Genomic DNA, 19,737 nt, shown 5'->3' with positions numbered 1-19,737 from the left:
ATTCTAACCTGTATAACCTAGAATAGGAGTGGACTGTGATATTTATAGGTAAGACTGCAACGTTAAAAAAAAGCCGACCATTCACGATGGTCGGCGACGATAAAAATAAAGCAGTAATTTGGGGATTATTGCTAGAACTAAACGATTGATTTGAAAAACGAATAAAGGTACAATTAAGCGTTAAAAAAGGGGTTATTAAGATCTTTAGAAAAGTTTCTGTTTTTTGTGTTCGGAGAAACTATCGCACTAAATTCATTCCTTAGTAAGGAAGCTTATGCAATTTATTCGTATTATTTAGTTTGGATTTTTGTAAATAAAATAGAGATTACAGCAATTAAATGAACTAGCGGTCTTTTATCATATTTAATATCTTTAGCTTTTCGTATTAATATTATGAGATTAAATATCTTCTCTGTCTTTCGGGTTCATAATGACTCTTGTAATGTTAATTCTAATAATGTTAATTCTAACACCCCTTAAGGTATACTTTGAGCGAATAGCTGAAAGCATTGAAGTTAGGAAGTTAGTCTTATGTGGCTATAGATGATCCTATTAGCATGAACTACAGGTTGGAAACTAGTTTATATTAATTGAATAATGCTTATAGGGTGAGTCTTATGAAAACGTTATATGGATAAATACAGTAGGGCAAAGAAACAGGAAAGCGATAACCTGTTTGCAAATGGTGATATGGACACGATCCAAAAAATTCTGGAAGGGTTATGTTTTCAAACAGATATGGAAACAGCGATTATACAGCAAGAAAGGGATGGGAATCAGTCCTTTTGGTGTAGATACGATGCCAAATATCAACAGCTGATATTTGATTCAGATCGAGATTATTACGATGTATGTAGTAAAATTCGGGAGGAGCTAAATCCAATCGTTATTCAGGATATTCAATATTGTGAAAATGGAGCGTGGAAGAATCTTTTGTTGCAGAATAGGATAGGAAGTTTTCTATCGTTTCCACTTTTGGATAAAGATGGCATACTGCTTGGGAAGCTCTTTTTTTTAGTTCAACTTCAAGCTTTTTCGATAAAAAAATATTTACTCAGATGATGGCGATTTATTGCGATATTATCGTTATAAATTTTGCCTCGATTTCTAATATTCAGAAGGTTAGGGAGCGCTTGGATATCGAATTGGAATATTCCAAAAACAGAGATATCATTTTGATGTCCCTGGCCCATGACCTTCAAAATCCACTTTGTTCCGTTCTCATATTATCACAATTTTTAAAATATAAAGTGTCCAGCTACAAATTAAATGAAATAGCGGGTCAGATAGTCGATGCTTCATTAAGAATGAAAAATATGATAGGTGATATACTCGATTTCAATAGGATGAAACTGGGAAGTGCTGCTGTATTGAATTGTGAATATGTTCGTGTGGAACAATTAATAGAGGAGATTATTAGTGAGTTCAGCTCAGATAACCCAAGGCTTTTAATTAAAAATATTAAAACCGTACCCCCAATCGTATGTGACAGGAGCAAGATAGGTAGGGCATTTTCCAATTTAATTGGCAATTCTTATAAGTATCGTAAGAAGGGGGGAAGCATTGAGATTTCTTCATTTATAGACAATATAACTATGTTTTTACTATTGAGAATGAAGTAGATCTGATAGCACCTACTGACTTAGCCGAACTTTTTCAGCCATTTGTCACAAAATCAAAGGGGAGCGGGCTGGGACTTGGATTATTTATAACCTAACAGATCGCTGAAATACATGGCGGAGGTGTGGCAGTTTCCAGAAATAAAGGGAAAATTATGTTCACCTTGTCAGTTCCATGTATACATCAGCTTTAGACTTAGCTTAGTTATTGATTTCTGCTCTGTGGAAAGGAATGCAGCATACCGCTTTCAAAAGTTCAATAAACATATGCATTATATTCTACCAATTATTGCATATTTCGAAATCCAACTTATTGAGTTAACCAGTTGATTTTTATTAAAAAACAGTTAATTATATTTGAATATTTTAAGAAAAAGATATATTTGTTATACATACATTTTAAATTTAGATCATGGGAAAATTTGTTGTTAAAACTGCCAAAGACGGACAGTATTATTTTAATTTGAAAGCGGATAATGGTCAGACCATTCTTTCCAGCGAAATGTATACGACTAAAGGAGCGTGTACAAATGGTATTGATTCAGTAAAAACAAATGCTCCAAATGATGGACGTTATGAGAAGAAAACTTCATCCAATGGCAAGTACTTTTTTAATCTGAAAGCGAGCAACGGCCAGGTAATCGGCAGTAGCGAGATGTACGAATCAACCGGAAGTAGGGATAGTGGTATTAATTCCGTTAAAAACAATGCCCCAAATGCATCTGTGGTTGAGGAGTAAAAAAACGTAATTGAAGATTAAATATAAACAAACGATATTAGACCAACAGAATAAAGCCTGCTATTGAGCAGGCTTTATTCTGTTGGTCTAATTTACAAAAGTATGTTTTATTATGTTTTTTGGATCAGTTCATCTCCCTATCCAATTTATAGCTATCCTCCATAAAATGATATTTTATAATTTTACCATTGCGTACTTTAAAAATATTCGTGATTTCTGAACTGAATACTTTATTATACCCAAGGATAGTTGAAGATAGACTACCCACCCCAACTGCATTTTCTCCTTCTAAAGCAATAAAGTCAATATTAAATTCTTCCGATCTTATATTTCGTTTCAATTGCTGAAAGAATTCTGAAATCTCCTTTTTGTTTTTTCTTTTTCCTATCCATTCAAATTTCTCCTTATTACCAGGTAAATCCCAGTCCACCTCGTCTGCGAAAAGGTCCGCAATTTTTTCCGTGTTACCACTGCGAAGTAAATGGTAGAAAGTATTTACGACTTCTTTTGTGACCTCTTCAATTGATTTTACGTTAATATCCATGTTGTTGCCGCTTAATCTGGCTATCCCCAACTTATCTTCTGATGCTACATCTGGATCTGCATATATATGAATCCTTTTGATCAAATCTCCGTTGAATTCAAAGACGTTACAAAATTTTCCGAATGAATTTTGGTTATCAGGCCATGATCGACCATCCAATAAAGTTCCATTTTCACTTCCTTCAACTACAATTAAATTTTCGGATTGAATATAGGTGAAATTTTCAATATCGTGGCGGAGGGATTCTAAAAAGCCTGACATCTTTACACCGAATTTTCTGAGGCCTTCTTTACCATAACCAAAGCCAAATTTTGGAAAGTATAGTTCTACATCTTCCGTAAATAGATTATAATATCCCGCATCAAATTCTCGTGAATCTACCTTTTTGAAATAGGCCTGTACGACCTGTTTTTGTCTATTTTCTGACATCGCTATTGTTATTTTAATGAGTATAATTTTATTTGAATTCTGTTTTGTTCTATTTTGAAACGATCGTTTCAAAATAGAACAAAAAAATTTTATGCCCGCATTGAGCTTAACATAAAATCGATCATCTGTTCTACTTCTGCTTTTTTTCCAGAAACGATATAATGCCTATAAAATCCACTAAAAGAAGAAAGAATGCATCTGGCTGCCACTTCGGGTAGGATATTATGCTTAATATCATTTTCTACTATAGATTTTTCTATAAGCGTTCTGAATATTTCTTCAAGCACCTTTGCATTAGTGGTAATCAGATGGTTCACAAGTGGATCGCTGTCTCCCAGCTCAAAGATAGTACGGATAATAAGGCAGGCTTTTTTGTCCTGAATTGTCTGATGCATAACATCGTGGACGGTATGGCCAAGTATTTCAAACGATGACCCGTCATACGAAGTAGCCTTCTTATATTGTGCTGTTTTCATTTTGGCGTAATTCTCCAAACATTTCAGGAAAAGGGTATGTTTATTTCCATAGGTATTATAAATACTGCTTCTGTTAAGCTCTAAAGCATCTACAATATCATTCATGGAAGTTGCATGATAACCTTTTTCCCAAAATAGGTTACGCACTATTTCCAATTTTTCGAAGTAATCAAACTCTTTATTTCTTGGCATAAGGCAAAGATATAGAATAAATCTATATTGAACCAATCGTTTCAATATAGATTTATTCTATAGATTGTTTACAGATAATTCTAAAGAAGTTCACTAGGTCGGTCCTAGGCAGTCGGATGTATGATGGTTATATATGGTATTTTTATGTTTAAGACCTGTTAAAGAAGCTGGTTGAAAACTATAATGTGAAAAGTGCAAAAGCTCTATGATAATAACCAAATGGAAAACGGCAGATCTATGAATGTATTTATATAAATGAAATTAAATAAAAAAAGAAATCTATAAATTTTATTTACCTATTAAAAGGTGTGAAGATTACCTACTATCAGCATATCTGAGCGCTTTTTCCAAAATGCCTCCGCATTATTTCGTTTGTTTCAGCTGGCAAATACAACAATGTAGTATGTGAATACCATTAATAGATATTTCATATGCATAAGCAGTTTTTTATGAGATATGTAGATTCTAGGGAAATACCAATCGAACGTTTCTATAGAAATTTACAATACCATCCAATTAATAAATGACCTTTTAATTTAAAGAATAAGATTTATGAATATATCTGGAATCTTTTTTCTGAACTCAAATTGTTCATCATGAAAAAATACGTTATCAATGGATAAATATGAAATAAAAATATTTTCATAAAATAATTCTCTCATCAATACCCCCGTGTTTTTTTGATTTTCTTACGTATTGGATCTTTTCTGTACGATTTTACTATTTATATGTACAGGATTGCTAATGAAAGAAGCAGTGGCGTTATACTTTTGTTATAATTATGTGCTAAGAGCTTTTATAGTCCGTTGAACCAATTAAAATCTAACACATGTCTTTCTGAAAATCAAGGAGATATTAAATGAATGCTATTTAATCTCGAACTTGTGGAATTGGATTAGACTTACTTGCTAGAAACCCCAAAAATTACGAGCTGATATTTATGTTGGAATTTGGTTCTCACTCTAGAAAATTATAACCAAAAATGATAAATATGAGAAAACAAATTAAAATTTCAATGGCAATTGTCGCATTATTTTTATTTGCGATATCCTGTAAAACCATCAATATGACGGAAGTCGATGAGACAGATCCTCCGCCGGTGATTGACACGGTATACAGTTCTGATCATCCATACAATTTGAATGTTGTATATTTTGTACCCTCCGATATTACACCTAACGCAAACTATGAACAAAGGCTTAGTAAGATTTTGATTGATGGTCAGGCTTTTTATAAGAACTGGATGAACCATTGGGGATATGGACAAAAAACTTTCGGACTGTTAAAAGATGATAGCAAACAATTGGTCAAAATTATTACCATCCGTGGTCAGGCTGCACAGGGCAATGGCTGGGATTACAATGATAATTTGATTAAGGCGGAGGTCGACCAATATTTTCAGAATCATCCAACGGATATGACGAGCAAGCATATATTAGTAGTGACAGCGACAAATGAAACAGATCCTGACCGGGTACAGAATTTTGTAAAGATGCCTTTTCATGGAAGCGGAGCCACCAGTTCATGGAATGCATACTGTTTTGCATTGGACTATCCAGGGATGGACGCTAATAACCTTGGGCAGCCGGGAACTGTTGGCTTTGAGGCGATGAAATGGATTGGTGGATTGTTACACGAATTGGGACATACTTTAAATGCAGGGCATTCGGGCGAAAAGGTTTCGGAAAAGAATGATCCTTTGATGGGAACTTCGCTAATGGGGGGCGGAAATTATACTTATGGAACTAAGCCGACGTTCATTACACATTCCAGCGCTGCTTCCTTTATTAAAGGACAACTATTCAGCGCAACAACAGGCACATTTTATGGAGATCCTGGTTTGATAACCAAGAGAATCTATGCCAAATATGAGAACGGCAATATCGTTGTTTCGGGAAGATTAAAATGTAATAATCCGATCAATGAAATTTCATTCAATCATATACCAAGCAATAACACGGGCGGATATACAGCTCCAGGATGGGTCACCTCACCAGTTGATGTGGATAGCTTTAATATCAGCATGCCAATCAGCGAGATAAAAGAAAAAAATATCGAGAATTATGTGCTTTCGGTTGTTGTAAATCATCAGAACGGCTCCCGCTCCGTACTTTCATTTCCATATAAGTATATCAATAGTTTACCCGTTATTGATTTCGGCATAAGAAACGACGTATATAGTAGATCTACCTGGACAGCTACATTTAGCTCAGAAGAATCGGCAAATAGTGGCTATAAGCTTTTCGACAGTAACGCTGAAACATTTTGGCATTCCAAATGGGCATCACCTGCTGCACCTTTCCCACATTATATGATTATCGATATGAAGGCTTCAAAGACTATCCATGGAATTAATTTTGTACAGCGAGATTATGGACGTCGGTTGAAAGATATCCAAATATTGACAAGTACAAATAATGTAGATTGGGAAAATATTGGACAATTTCAGTTGTTGAATTATAACGGAGGACAGTCGATCAATTTTCCTTCAGCTAAGGTAGCCCAATATTTTAAAGTTATCATTACATCCAATCATGACTCGGGTGGAACGAATGCTTCTCTTTCAGAAATAAGCGTTTACTAGAACGGACCCTTTTAAAATATTTGGAACACCTCAAAGATGTTAATCTTGAGGTGTTTTTTATTTTTTCTGTCCTTAATTCCTCCGATGTTCTTTAGGAACTCATTTTTGTACGATTTTACCTTTTTTTTGTATTATTTTTTCATTAATCGCTGACCTCTTCAGCTACATTTGCTGGTAGTGAAATAACCAAAAATCTACCGTATCCAAATTTTATAAGTTAGATCCTAGTCCTAAGGAACCTGAAGTTTACTTTGGGAGTCCATGGTGTTACTACACCTTCAGCTTATAAAGATTGTGGCGGTAGCATTGTGACATGCTAAATAAACGATAACAAAATAACCATTTAAACTACTATATTATGGTGAAAAGAATCCAAGAGATAAAGCTTAATCCAAAAAGAATCTCCAAGAACGCATTTTTTGTTTTGGCTTTCTCCGCATCATTAAGTGCCGAAAGTGTATATGCTTCTATATTTGATGTAAAGGTGATGAAATCAGAAGGCCAGCAGCGTTCAACGAAGGCTTCGCTTAACCAGGTTCGGCTTCAGACAAGAGAGTTGCGAGGAAAAGTTGTTGGGTTAAACGGCCTGCCCCTACGAGGAGTAAGTGTCATTATAAAGGGATCGACTATAGGAACCACATCGGATAAAGAGGGAAATTTTAGCATAAATTTACCTAGTGGGAATTCTGCGACTCTAGTTTTCCGCTTTGTCGGTTATAAGGACAAAGAAGTAGTTGTTCAATCTTCGTCCAACAACATATCAGTGGAGCTCCAAGAAGATGAAAATACATTGGATGAGGTGGTTGTCGTTGGTTATGGATCGCAGAAAAAAGCCGTTGTATCTGGCGCTATTGCTTCGGTAAAAGGCGAAGACCTTGCTAAATCTCCGTCAGTTAATCTTTCTAATTCATTTGCCGGTAGGTTACCCGGAGTAACCGCAATGCAAAGCAGTGGGGAGCCTGGGGGCGACGGTTCAACCATTCGTATCCGAGGAATCAATTCCCTGTCAGGTGGGAATACGAGCCCATTGATAGTGATTGATGGAGTGCCTCAAAGAGCAGGGGGACTCGATCGTATAAATCCCAATGATGTCGAAAGTGTATCTGTTTTAAAAGATGCGTCAGCGGCTATTTACGGTTCTCGTGCAGGTAATGGTGTGATTTTAGTGACCACCAAGCAGGGAATCCTGGGGAAACCAAAAATATCTTACGATTTTACCTATGGGATACAGCGGCCTACCCGTACCCCTAAAATGGCGACTTCCGAACAATATACCTCGATTATTAACGAAGTAACTGGAGTCTATCCACAAGATCCAGCGATATGGAGCGATGTTTGGAAGGCTTTTAATTCAGGGGATGGAAGTTATACCTTACCTTCCGGAAAAATTAAGCCTGTGTATTCTCCCGAAGAAAGACAAAAATATAGCGATGGATCAGACCCTTTACGTTATCCAAATACCGATTGGTTTGCATCCACAATCAAGAACTGGTCACCGCAGCAAAGACACAATCTACAGATTAATGGTGGTACTGAAAATTCGAAATATCTAATTTCGTTAGGTTATTTAAACCAAGATGCAATTTATAAGAATTCAGCAACATTCTATAAGCAATATGATCTACGTGCTAATCTAGAGTTTAAAATAGGTAAGTACGTTACGACAAGGCTGGGCATAACTGGCCGGGAGGAAGCGCGTAATTTCCCAACACGAAGCGCAGGGACAATTTTTAATTTCCTTGCTACGAGTCTTCCGACTCAAATTGCCGTTTGGCCGAACGGACTTCCTGGACCTGACAAGGAAAATGGCTCCAATCCGGTTGTTATTACCACTGATGCAACTGGATATGACAGAAACACCCGTGACTATCTGCAAAATACAGGTGCTATTGACATTCAGATACCAGGTATAGAAGGTTTAAAGTTAACAGGAACAGCTTCAATTGACAAGTATTGGGGACGGTCGAAACGATGGGAAACACCATGGACTCTATATAATTGGGATAAGGTGAGTTTTGAAGCGGACGGTGTCACTCCTGTACTTACTGGTTATGTGCCCAAAGGCATTGAACCCAAAGCTCAGTTACGGGAGGCTGCCGAAGACCAGCTCAGTATAAATTTATCTTCTATGCTTTTTTATCAGAAGACGTTTACGGGAGCACACAATGTTTCATCTTTGATTGGATTAACCCGGGAGACGGTAACCAATAATGGATTTTACGCTAGCCGCATGGATTTTCCTTCTACATTAATCGAGCAGCTAAATTTTGGGGATCGTGAGCGCCAGACATTGGGCAATGAAAATACCTATGACCGAGCGCGATTAAGTTATTATGGAAGGGTAAATTATGATTATCAACAAAAATATCTTCTAGAATTTAACTGGCGGGTGGACGGATCTTATATTTTTCCGCCCAATAAGCGATTTGGCTTCTTTCCCGGAGTATCTGCCGGTTGGCGTGTATCTGAGGAAAGTTTCTTTAAAAACAATGTTAGATTCGTTAATGATTTAAAGTTACGTGCATCTTGGGGCCAAATGGGAGCAGAGGCCTACTATGGAGGATCCCTGCAAGAGTATAAATATTTATCCCTAATGAATACAGGACAAGGTGTGTTTGGTGATAAGCTCTACCAGACAATTTGGGAAAGCACGATACCGAATTCAAATTTTACCTGGGAAGTAGCGAACAACAGCAATATCGGGTTGGATGCATCTTTTTTGAATCGCAAAGTAGCGTTGGAGTTAGACTTCTTCTATAATAAACGTACCAATGTGCTTACAAAAAATCCTGGCGTTGTTCCGATTAGCTCTGGTATTTCAAATAATTTACCAATAGCCAATTTGGGAAATCTCATTAATAAGGGATATGAGTTCAAATTAAGCTATAACGATAGGGTAGGTGAACTATCTTATAATATAGGCATTAACGGCGGTTATGCGAAAAACAATGTGCAATATTCTAGTGACGTCGCCAATACCTTACCTTATCAGCAGCAGATAGGAAAAGTAACTGATTCATATCTAGTTTATTTATATGACGGCATTTTCAAAGATCAAGCTTCAATTGACGCGACTAAAGTCGATTACAGTCCTTTAGGATTAAAAAATGGAAAATTGTTGCCAGGTGATATGAAATATGTTGATTACAACGGTGACGGTAAAATTACCAGTGACGACAGGGTGAGGTTGGATAAAAATAGTACACCAACTTTTACGGGCGGATTTGTCCTAGGTGGCCAATATAAAGGTTTTGATCTCAATATACTGATACAAGGTGCTACCGGTGGTATGCGGAGAATAGGACCTACGGTATCAGGTTTGATAGGAAACTACTTTGAATGGAACTACAAAAATCGTTGGAGCATTGATAACCCCAGCGATATAGACCCTCGTCTAACGAATCGTTCAGACACTTATTATACAACCACAGATAATACATATTGGATACGAAGCACAAACTATGTAAGATTAAAAAATGTTGAACTCGGCTATAACCTCCCTACAGACTTGGTACGAAGAATGGGGTTGAGTTCAGTTCGGCTGTATACAAATGGAATTAACCTCTTAACGTTTGACAAAATAAAAATATGGGATCCAGAGTCGGATAATAGCAGTGGTCATTTTTACCCGCAGAACAAAATTATCAGCTTCGGCTTAAAGGTTGGTTTTTAACGAAATTTTAAATAAAAATTTATTGAAATGAGAAGAATAATTAAAGTTAAGATTTCCTATATCTTGTCTGTGATGCTATTGTGTACTACAGGATGCAGTACTGATTTCTTAAATATAACACCCCGCAATGCATTTTCCGATGAAACAATATGGCAGGATCCAGTACTGGCAGAAAAGTTCATCAGTGACATCTACAATGCTTTTGATGCGACAAATTCTGGCTTTACTGAACAGATGCAAGCTTCCGCGACAGATGAGTCATTATGGAATCATACAGATGCATTTCTTCTGTTAAATACAGGTGCGATAAATGGAGCCAATCAAGGTTGGAGTGGTACATCCAGGTGGTGGGAACGCATGTATACTTATATCAGGTTCAGTAATATAGCGGTAGAAAAATTGACCGATGATACCAAAAATGGAATCAAAGATCAACCTGCAAAAGATAAATTATTGGCGCAGGCTTATTTTATCCGTGCCTACTGTTACCACCAATTATTGAGATATTACGGTGGTGTTCCACTGATCATCAACAGCTACGAGTATTCCGAAGATCCTACTGTGTATAAAAAGGAACGTGCTACTTATGAAGCCTGTGTGAACCAGATTATACAAGATTGTGATGAATCTTATAAACGGTTAGGTGGCGTAAAACTCGAGAAGGGACGCGTGAATGCTCTTGCTATTTTGGCGCTTAAGTCAAGAACACTCATTTATGCAGCAAGTGATTTACACGATAGTAAAAAATTGACTACGAAAGTCAGCGATTTGGGCGATATTGCTGATAAGCTACCATTATTAGCTTACACCTCTGGATCACAGCAAGAACGATATCGTTTGGCGCAAGCTGCCGCTAAGGCAGCCATGGATGCTGGAGCAGGATATAAGTTAAACCTTACGGAACCTGTTTCTGTTAATCAGGGGATTACAAATTATAAAAGTATCGCCATGGGGGGGGGAAGCAAAGCTGCGGGTATTGATGTGACAGCGGCAGCTGATGTTATTTTTGCACGTTATTTTATAACGGAACAGAGCTCATCGCATGCGAGAGACAATGGACCAAATGGATATAGTAGCTGGGGTGGGAATCAACCTTTGGGGCTGCTAGTGGATGATTATGAAATGAGCGACGGTACTAAATTTGACTGGAATAATCCCGTTCATAAGACAGCACCCTATAAAAATAGAGACCCACGATTTTATGCTTCTATCTTATACGATGGGGCAGATTGGAAACCGAGAAATAACGCTGCAGATCCAGCAAATCAGATCCAGACCGGAACCTATGATCTACTAGTAGGTGGTAATTTAACTAAGTTTTCCGGTCTTGATACTAAGCAAGCACCAAGGGAATCGCATAATGGCACATGGACAGGGTATTATATTGGAAAATTTATAGATCCTGATCCTGATATTATCGATGCACAGGCGAGACAATATGTACCTTGGCCTTATTTTAGATATACAGAATTAGTATTTAATTATGTAGAGGCCAGCATAGAACTTGGTGAGACAGAAATTGCTAAGACCTGGTTGAACAAGATTAGATTTAGAGCGGGGATGCCTGCGATTACGGCGACAGATCAAAATACCTTGCGTAAGATATATCGTCATGAACGTCGTATAGAAATGGCTTATGAACAACAACGTTTTTTTGATGCACGAAGATGGCTTATTGCTGATGAAACCCTAGGGCGGAAAGTTACTATTGTTAAGGTTGACGCGACGTTCAAGCCAGGAAAGTCGTTAGCGAATACCTATAAACATGATGAGTCCATATATGATTACAATTATACGCCACAGGAGTTTAATACAAAGGAAAATCGTATTTGGAAAAATCAGCTTTATTTTATTCCCTTATCTCGTGATGAAATAAGAAAAAATCCATTATTAGTGCAAAACCCCGGTTATGTTGAGTAAAAAGTATAGGTGGTGCTTTTTTAACTTACTGTTGTTTTATAAAGAAGTCCCTGTAGAAATAGTTACAGGGGCTTTTCAATTGTTATTAGACGCAAAGTATCAAGAACGCAATTGATCTTTTAAAATAGTTAAGTAGATATCTTAGAACAGATAATTTATTCAAATACCCTGTTAGGAGATTGACAATATTATGCTTTTTGTATGATCTGGAAGGAGCAACCTGAATAAAGGGAGCTCCTTTTTTCGTATGAGATTTTTTAGACTGTTGCCGTATTTGGATAATATTATAGGAATACCATTGAAAAATGTGTTTTACCCATTTTATGTACGATTTTACCTTTTTTTTGTACTATTTTTTTAACTCTAAAAAGCTTGCTCTGCTACATTTGCTTACAGTTAGTAACCAAATATTTTACCGTTTATACATGATCAACGTAATTAAAAAGACCGGCTCGCGAGTAGTGGTGCTGGGAGCTTTATCCCTGTCAGCTGTAATGTCTTTTGCACAAGAAAAATTCGAACTTAATAGTCCTTCAGGAACAAATAGCATAGAGGTGAATCTCGGTACTAAGCTCACTTGGGCATTGAGTAGTGGAGGTGAGCGTATGCTTGAGCCTTCACCAATATCATTGGATCTGGGTAACGGTCGTATTTGGGGCCAGAATGCGAAATTAAAAAAGGCCAGTCGTTTAGCACACAAGGATCTAATACATCCCCCGATCTATCGAAAAAGAGAAATCAAGGATGAGTATAATGAGCTTACTCTTGACTTTAAGGATAACTATAGTGTTGTTTTCAGGGCTTATGATGATGGTGTTGCCTATCGTTTTGTCTCGAAAGAGAAAAAACCATTTGTCGTTGTTTCAGAAGAAGTTGCATTTAACGCTGGAACTAATGCCAGCGCTTTTATTGCAAGTCCAAAAGCACGTTTGAACAGCGGTGTGGAGGATCCATTTTATAGCTCATTTCAGAATACTTATAGTCACATTAAAGTAGCGAACTGGAACGACGGAAAACCCGGTATGCTCCCTCTTCTTTTGGAAAAAGATAATGGTAAAAAAATCTGTATCACAGAGGCTGATCTCATAGACTATCCCGGGATGTATCTGACAAAGGGTAATGAAGCGAATGTACTTTCGGGTTTATTTGCGGCATATCCCAAAGAAATTGCGACAGAGGTGAAAGGGCTAAAAGGAGTTGTCAAAAGCCGTGAAAAATATATTGCAAAGAGTAATGGTCCGCGTGACTTCCCTTGGCGTGTTGCTATCGTGAGCGCTAAAGATCAGGATCTTCTGGATAATGATATGGTTTATAAACTGGCGACTCCGGCAAAGTTCACTGACTTTAGCTGGATCAAGCCTGGTAAAGTCGCTTGGGATTGGTGGAACAATTGGAATGTCTATGATGTAGACTTCAATAGTGGCGTAAACAACGAGACCTATAAATATTACATTGATTTCGCATCCAAAAATAAAATAGAATATGTGATTTTGGACGAAGGTTGGTCCGTTGAAGGAAAGGCTGACCTTTTTCAGGTTGTTCCCGAGATTAACCTAAAGGAACTGATCAGCTACGCGGAACAACGCAATGTTGGTATTGTGCTTTGGGCCGGATACAAAGCTTTTGACAAGGATATGGATGCTATTTGTAAACATTACGCTGCAATGGGAGTCAAAGGCTTTAAGATTGATTTTATGGACCGTGACGATCAGCAGATGATATATTTTAACTATCGGGCAGCAGAGGCAGGTGCAAAACATCGCTTGCTTATTGACCTGCATGGAACATCAAAACCTACAGGACTTCAGCGTACCTTCCCAAACACAATCAATTTTGAGGGAGTACATGGTCTGGAGGAAATGAAATGGGCAAAGCCTGAGGTAGATCAGGTGACCTATGATGTGACTATGCCTTTTATCCGGATGGTAGCAGGGCCAGTAGATTATACGCAAGGGGCTATGCGGAATGCGAGTAAGGAGAATTTCCGAACTGTATATACCCAGCCGATGAGCCAGGGTACACGCTGCCGGCAATTAGCTGAGTATGTCGTTTTCGAATCTCCTTTGAATATGCTCTGCGATGCACCTTCCAATTACATCAAGGAACCGGAATGTACAACATTTATTGCTGGGATTCCGACGGTCTGGGATGAAACCGTTCCGCTGGATTCCAAGGTCGGCGAACATATCGCGATTGCTCGGCGGAAAGGTGATACCTGGTATGTGGCAGCTTTGACAGGCTGGAATCCGAAAGATATCACGTTTGATCTTAGTTTTATGGGGAAAGGAAACTATGAAATCGAACTATTTAAAGACGGTATCAACGTTGATAAAGTCGCTGAAGATTATAAGCGCGAAAAAAATAAACTTAATATGAGCGAAAGTAACATTGTTAAAGCACATCTGGCCTCGGGTGGTGGCTTTATCATGAAACTTACGAAAATTTAAAGGCAGTAATGAAAGACCGTGAATGAGCGTTACAGGATCGGTCTTCTTTTACTGCCCTACCTATAATAAACACAATTAACCATTTAACTTACAATTCTATGATGAAAAGAAATCATAGGGAGACTTTCTTACCCAAAAGAGTCCCCAAGGGCGCATTGTTTGCCATGGCTTTTTCTGCCTCAATGAGCTATGGAAGCACTTATGCTTCAATGTCCAATGAGAATTTTCCTAAAACAGAAAATTTAAAGAATCTGATTGGGCTACAAAGTAGTAAGCTGTTCCAAAAAACACGGAAATTAACAGGAAAGGTAATCGGTCCGGATAAAAAACCGGTAGCAGGGGTAAGTGTCTGGATCAAAGAAACAACGCTCGGAACGACGACACAGGCAGACGGAACTTTTACGCTCGATATCCCGGCAGACCTGCCTTCTATTCTATTGGTTCGATATGTTGGTTTTAAGGATCAGGAAATCGTGGTTGAAGGGAACACCAATAATCTCAATATTGAATTGACCGAGAATGAAAGCGCATTGGACGAGGTTCAGGTAGTGGGATTTGGAACCCAACGTAAAGAAAGTGTAATCGGTGCTATCAGTACAATCAAACCAAGTAACTTAAAAATTCCCAACTCCTCTATTTCTACCAATTTAGCTGGCCAATTAGGTGGTATCGTCTCTATCCAGCGTAGTGGAAAACCGGGAAGTTCAGCAGAGTTCTGGATTCGTGGAATCTCGACCTTTGGTGCCAATAAAACTCCCTTGATTTTGGTCGACGGGGTAGAGCGTTCTTTGGATCTTCTGGACCCTGAAGAGATAGAGAGCTTTTCCCTGCTGAAGGATGCAACCGCCACCGCCCTATATGGTGTTAGAGGTGCCAATGGTGTCGTCATCATCAAAACCAAACGGGGAAAAGAAGGAAAGCCGCAGATAGCTATTAAAACGGAAATGGGTGTTTTGCAGCCAACTAAAGTTCCCGAAATGGCAAATTCTGTTGAATATGCTACTCTATACAATGAAGCTAAGGGATTTGAATATTACACACCGGAGGTTATACAGAAATATAGAGATGGCTCGGATCCAGACCTATATCCAAACGTCAATTGGTTGGATGAAGTTTTTAAATCTTACACTAAAAATCAGCGTGTGACGGCAAATGTGACCGGTGGTGGCGATATAGCCCGGTATTTTGTATCAACAGCGTATTATCATGAGGATGGTATTTTTGAATCTGGCAAAGATAGTTATAATGGTAATCCTACCTTTAAGCGTTATAACTTTAGATCAAACGTAGACATCAATCTTCATCCAAAAACCGTATTGGCCCTGACTTTAGGTGGGTATCTTGCACAGAGAAGATCCTCTGCCAAAGAATCAAATATTTGGGAAAAGGCATTTACGCTTACCCCGAACGCATTTCCGATACGCTATTCCAATGGTTATTGGGGCGGGAGTAAGGACGCATCTAATCCTTATTATGAAGTCATGCGTGCCGGGTATACCAATAATTGGCAGAGTACATTGAATGCGATGATGTCGCTCGACCAGAATCTGTCGTCCATAACCGAAGGATTGAAAGCGAATGTCAAATTCGCCTTCGATACAGATGCATGGCATAATAATAAATATACCCAGCAAGATGATATCTGGATGGCTGCCGGCAGAGATGAAAACGGTAATCTAATATTCAACTCGCCGGAAGTACGTAAAGGTGGTCCGTGGTTTGAAAACAGTTCTGGTGGTAGCAATGCTACTTATCTTGAAGGATCCATTAATTATGACCATCTTTTTGGTAAACATCGCGTAGGTGGACTCATCTTGTATAACCACCGTGTCAAAAGCAATACGGCAAGTAGCGCGATCAACTCATTGCCCTACAAAAATCAGGGACTTGCCGGCCGTGTGACCTATGATTATGATACAAGATACTTTATAGAGGGGAATTTTGGCTATAACGGATCCGAAAACTTTGCTTCAGGTCATCGTCTTGGCTTCTTCCCGTCAGTTGCTGTGGGTTGGTATATTTCCAACGAGAAGTTTTTCGAACCGTTAAAAAGCGTTGTCTCCAAATTGAAAGTCCGTTCATCCATAGGACAAGTTGGTAATGACCAAATTGGGGGCGATGTTCGTTTTATCTATTTGGGAACAGTAACCAATACAAGTGATTATATCTATGGGAATTACACAAAGACAAGCGGGGAGAGATCTAATGAGATTCCGAATCCAAATGTCGGTTGGGAGGTTTCTACAAAAAAGAATTTAGGGTTTGAACTTGGGTTATTTAACAAAATCGAGATCCAGGGAGATTGGTATCATGATGTTCGTGATCACATATTTGTTCGTAATAACAATATTCCAGCGTATGCCGGTTTGCAAACTGTTCCAATGGTAAATATCGGGAAAATGAAGAGCTGGGGTTTTGATTCCTCTATCGAATACAATGATAAGGTGGGTGAAGTATATTTGACAGGTCGGGGAACATTCACTTACGCTTCGAATCAGATCCTCAGAAACGGTGACGCAATCAATAAGTATCCTTACCTAAATACCGTTGGTCGAAAACTTTTTCAATATTTCGGTTATCAGTCGCTGGGTTTGTTTAATTCACAGGAAGAAATAGATCGTAGCCCAACTCAATTTAGTGAATCGCTGCACAGTGGGTTGCGTCCAGGGGATATAAAATACCAGGATATAAATGGAGACGGCGTGATCAATGATTTTGACAAGATTCCAATCGGAATGACCGATATTCCAGAAATAACCTACGGTTTTGGTGGTTCCATTGGTTGGAAAGGTATTGATTTCTCCATATTTTTCCAAGGAACTGCCAGTGTCACCGCACAAGAAGAAGGTTATAGCTTAAATGCCTTTACAAACCCTTATGCCTATCAGAATAATTTTAACAGAGATGTAGTGGAAAATCACTGGTCTGAAAATAATCCGAATCCCGATGCGCGCTATCCAAGATTGAGTTTTATTGATTATGCCAATAATAACAATACAAAAAGATCTTCTTTCTGGACCAGAGATGCATCGTTTATCCGTTTGCGGAATATTGAGGTAGGTTATACCCTACCAAAAACCTGGAGCAAACGTGTTCATCTTCAAAATCTCAGAATATATGCTTCGGGGGTAAACCTATTGACCTGGGCGCCCGATATGCGACTTTTTGATCCTGAACTGGGCACTACAGATGGACAAAAGTATCCACCTTCCAGAATATTTAATATCGGACTTAATATTGGCTTATAATTCAAATACCGAATCAGATGATAACTAAATATATTAAAAGAATGATTTTACTACTGACAGCGTCTTGTATGATGTGGTCATGTAATTCCTTTCTGGATACGACACCGGAGGATCTGCGTTCACCTGAACAGATTTTTTCGACCTACACGTCAACACAAAATGCGATGTTCGGTGTCTATTCATATATCCGAAAATATAATCCGATGGCGATGCCATCGACCGTTTCGACAAGCGATGTGGATGTTGTTTATACCAATGTCACTACGTTTGATATGGGTACGTGGACTGCTTCGGCTGCGCCTTATGACAAGTGGAATACGTTTTATCAGGCAATCAGGGAAGCAAACTACTTTTTGCAAAACCTGGACAAGTGCCCCGAGAGCGAGCTGGCTTCAGATATGCGTGAACAATGGCGTGCGGAAGTGCGTACGCTCCGTGCCTATTATTATGCGCAGCTCATGCGGATGTACGGCCCAGTTATTCTCTTAGGGGATGAGCTCCCTGATTTTACCGCAGTTGATATGCAGCGTCCGCGCAACAGCTGGGACGAATGTGTACAATGGGTAACGTCTGAATTTTCTGCCATGGCTAATAATAGTTACCTCCCTGTTGTACAAGAAGGAAACAATTATGCCCGTATGAGCCAAGCTATTGCCCTGGCCTACCGTGCCCGAATTTTGTTGCAGTCGGCAAGTGACCAATTCAATGGAAACCCAATGTATACCGGAATCAAAAACTCAGATGGAAAAGCATTGTTTCCAGCAACCAAGGATCCCAATAAATGGAAGTTGGCACGTGAAGCAGCGGAAGACGTCATCAAGCTTGGATACTACAATCTTGTTAAAGTCAATGGAACCAATGGAACAATTGATCCTTACGCTTCTTACAAAGCTGTTTTCACCACAGCGCAAAATAAAGAGATGATTTTCTCCTATCTGGAGGATGATGGATATGTCGATAAAAGGCTCGCCCCGAATAGCAATGGCGGCTGGGGCGGCGGTTATAATCCGACACAGGAAATGGTGGATCTGTATGCGATGAATAATGGAAGATATCCAATAAAGGGATACCTTGACGCAGATCGTAATTCACCGGACATTGACGCGCAAGCGGGCTATAGTGAGACTGGATTTACAAATTTTACCCATCCGATCGAAAAAGTACAGCGCAGTACTTTTAACATGTTTGTCAACCGGGAACCCCGATTTTATGTTTCGGTACTTTATGGCGGTATTTCCTGGTTTGTTGCCAACAAGTCTTCGGAGAAAATTTATCTCGAGATGTTCAAAAATGGTAACAATGGGCCTGATGCTTCCCATAACTACTTTTCTACCGGGTATAATATGGCAAAATTAGCTATGCCTGAATACGAGGCTAATCCCACTAAAAATATCAAGCGGGAGGTTCCTTACATGCGTTATGCTGAAATTCTTTTGAATTATGTCGAGGCAAGTATTGAAATGGGCGATCTTTCCAACACGAATTTATTTACATACTGGAATATGGTTAGGGAGCGTGCTGGCTTACCTAATATTGAACAGGCTTATCCAGAGGCAGCAGGAAATAAACAGAAGCTGATCGAATTGCTACGGAGAGAACGCCGGATAGAATTTGCTTTTGAGGGGATGAGTTTTTACGATACCCGCAGATGGCTGATTGCTGAACAGACCGAAAGAGGTGCTATTCACGGTATGAACGTTAAGGCAACCGGAACACGAGGATCAAATAGTTACCCTGCTGATTTTTTCAAACGTACTGTCCTTGAGAAGCGGATTTTTACGCCGAGTTATTACTTATATCCTATTCCGCAAAGTGATCTTAACAAGAACTTTGCTCTGGTTCAAAATTACAAATGGTAAAAGCGAC

The 19,737-nt window shown here is 38.7% G+C and carries 11 protein-coding genes; 9 read left to right on the top strand and 2 right to left on the bottom strand.

Going from position 1 to position 19,737, the window contains the following annotated elements; genetic code table 11:
• Nucleotides 1-630: 630 nt before the first annotated feature.
• From OGI71_RS08635 to OGI71_RS08625, 3 genes are all read left to right on the top strand, one after another.
• The gene (locus tag OGI71_RS08635) at nt 631-1,062 is read left to right on the top strand and encodes a hypothetical protein (protein WP_282254993.1); all 432 of its coding nucleotides are present in this window, start codon (nt 631-633) and stop codon (nt 1,060-1,062) included.
• Nucleotides 1,059-1,622, top strand: coding sequence for a HAMP domain-containing sensor histidine kinase (locus tag OGI71_RS08630; RefSeq protein ID WP_282254992.1), 564 nt, complete (start codon nt 1,059-1,061; stop codon nt 1,620-1,622). The genes OGI71_RS08635 and OGI71_RS08630 overlap by 4 nt, the downstream gene beginning before the upstream one ends.
• A gap of 409 nt (nt 1,623-2,031) precedes the next feature.
• Nucleotides 2,032-2,358 (top strand): YegP family protein, encoded by a 327-nt coding sequence (locus OGI71_RS08625; RefSeq protein ID WP_282254991.1) that lies wholly within the window; start codon nt 2,032-2,034, stop codon nt 2,356-2,358.
• Nucleotides 2,359-2,482: 124 nt separating this feature from the next.
• Here OGI71_RS08625 and OGI71_RS08620 read toward each other — a convergent pair whose 3' ends face one another.
• Together OGI71_RS08620 and OGI71_RS08615 are read right to left on the bottom strand one after the other, a co-directional pair.
• Nucleotides 2,483-3,331 carry a nuclear transport factor 2 family protein gene (locus tag OGI71_RS08620; RefSeq protein ID WP_282254990.1) on the bottom strand — a complete coding sequence of 283 codons (849 nt, stop codon included), beginning with the start codon at nt 3,329-3,331 and terminating at the stop codon, nt 2,483-2,485.
• Nucleotides 3,332-3,420: 89 nt separating this feature from the next.
• On the bottom strand, nt 3,421-3,999 hold the full coding sequence (locus OGI71_RS08615; RefSeq protein ID WP_282254989.1) for a TetR/AcrR family transcriptional regulator: 579 nt from the start codon (nt 3,997-3,999) through the stop codon (nt 3,421-3,423).
• Between the two features lie 991 nt (nt 4,000-4,990).
• On the opposite strand from OGI71_RS08615, the gene OGI71_RS08610 reads away from it, so the two are divergent.
• The 6 genes from OGI71_RS08610 (at nt 4,991) to OGI71_RS08585 (ending at nt 19,730) form a co-directional block, all read left to right on the top strand.
• Nucleotides 4,991-6,583 carry a discoidin domain-containing protein gene (locus tag OGI71_RS08610; RefSeq protein WP_282254988.1) on the top strand — a complete coding sequence of 531 codons (1,593 nt, stop codon included), beginning with the start codon at nt 4,991-4,993 and terminating at the stop codon, nt 6,581-6,583.
• A gap of 358 nt (nt 6,584-6,941) precedes the next feature.
• Nucleotides 6,942-10,256: a TonB-dependent receptor gene (locus tag OGI71_RS08605; protein ID WP_282254987.1), complete on the top strand. Its 3,315-nt coding sequence runs from the start codon at nt 6,942-6,944 to the stop codon at nt 10,254-10,256.
• A 27-nt stretch (nt 10,257-10,283) separates the two neighbouring features.
• Complete coding sequence (locus tag OGI71_RS08600; protein ID WP_282254986.1) at nt 10,284-12,176, top strand: RagB/SusD family nutrient uptake outer membrane protein; 1,893 nt, start codon at nt 10,284-10,286, stop codon at nt 12,174-12,176.
• Nucleotides 12,177-12,601: 425 nt separating this feature from the next.
• A complete protein-coding gene (locus tag OGI71_RS08595) occupies nt 12,602-14,623 on the top strand; it encodes a glycoside hydrolase family 97 protein (RefSeq protein ID WP_282254985.1) in 2,022 nt (673 codons plus the stop codon).
• Nucleotides 14,624-14,721: 98 nt separating this feature from the next.
• Nucleotides 14,722-17,871: a TonB-dependent receptor gene (locus OGI71_RS08590; protein WP_282254984.1), complete on the top strand. Its 3,150-nt coding sequence runs from the start codon at nt 14,722-14,724 to the stop codon at nt 17,869-17,871.
• Between the two features lie 41 nt (nt 17,872-17,912).
• Nucleotides 17,913-19,730, top strand: coding sequence for a RagB/SusD family nutrient uptake outer membrane protein (locus tag OGI71_RS08585; RefSeq protein ID WP_282254983.1), 1,818 nt, complete (start codon nt 17,913-17,915; stop codon nt 19,728-19,730).
• Nucleotides 19,731-19,737: the final 7 nt, after the last annotated feature.

The sequence above is a fragment of the Sphingobacterium sp. ML3W genome, from assembly GCF_029542085.1.
Taxonomy (GTDB): Bacteria; Bacteroidota; Bacteroidia; order Sphingobacteriales; family Sphingobacteriaceae; genus Sphingobacterium.
The sequence above is the reverse complement of the archived record's forward strand: the minus strand, read 5'-3'. Positions and strand labels throughout refer to the sequence as shown.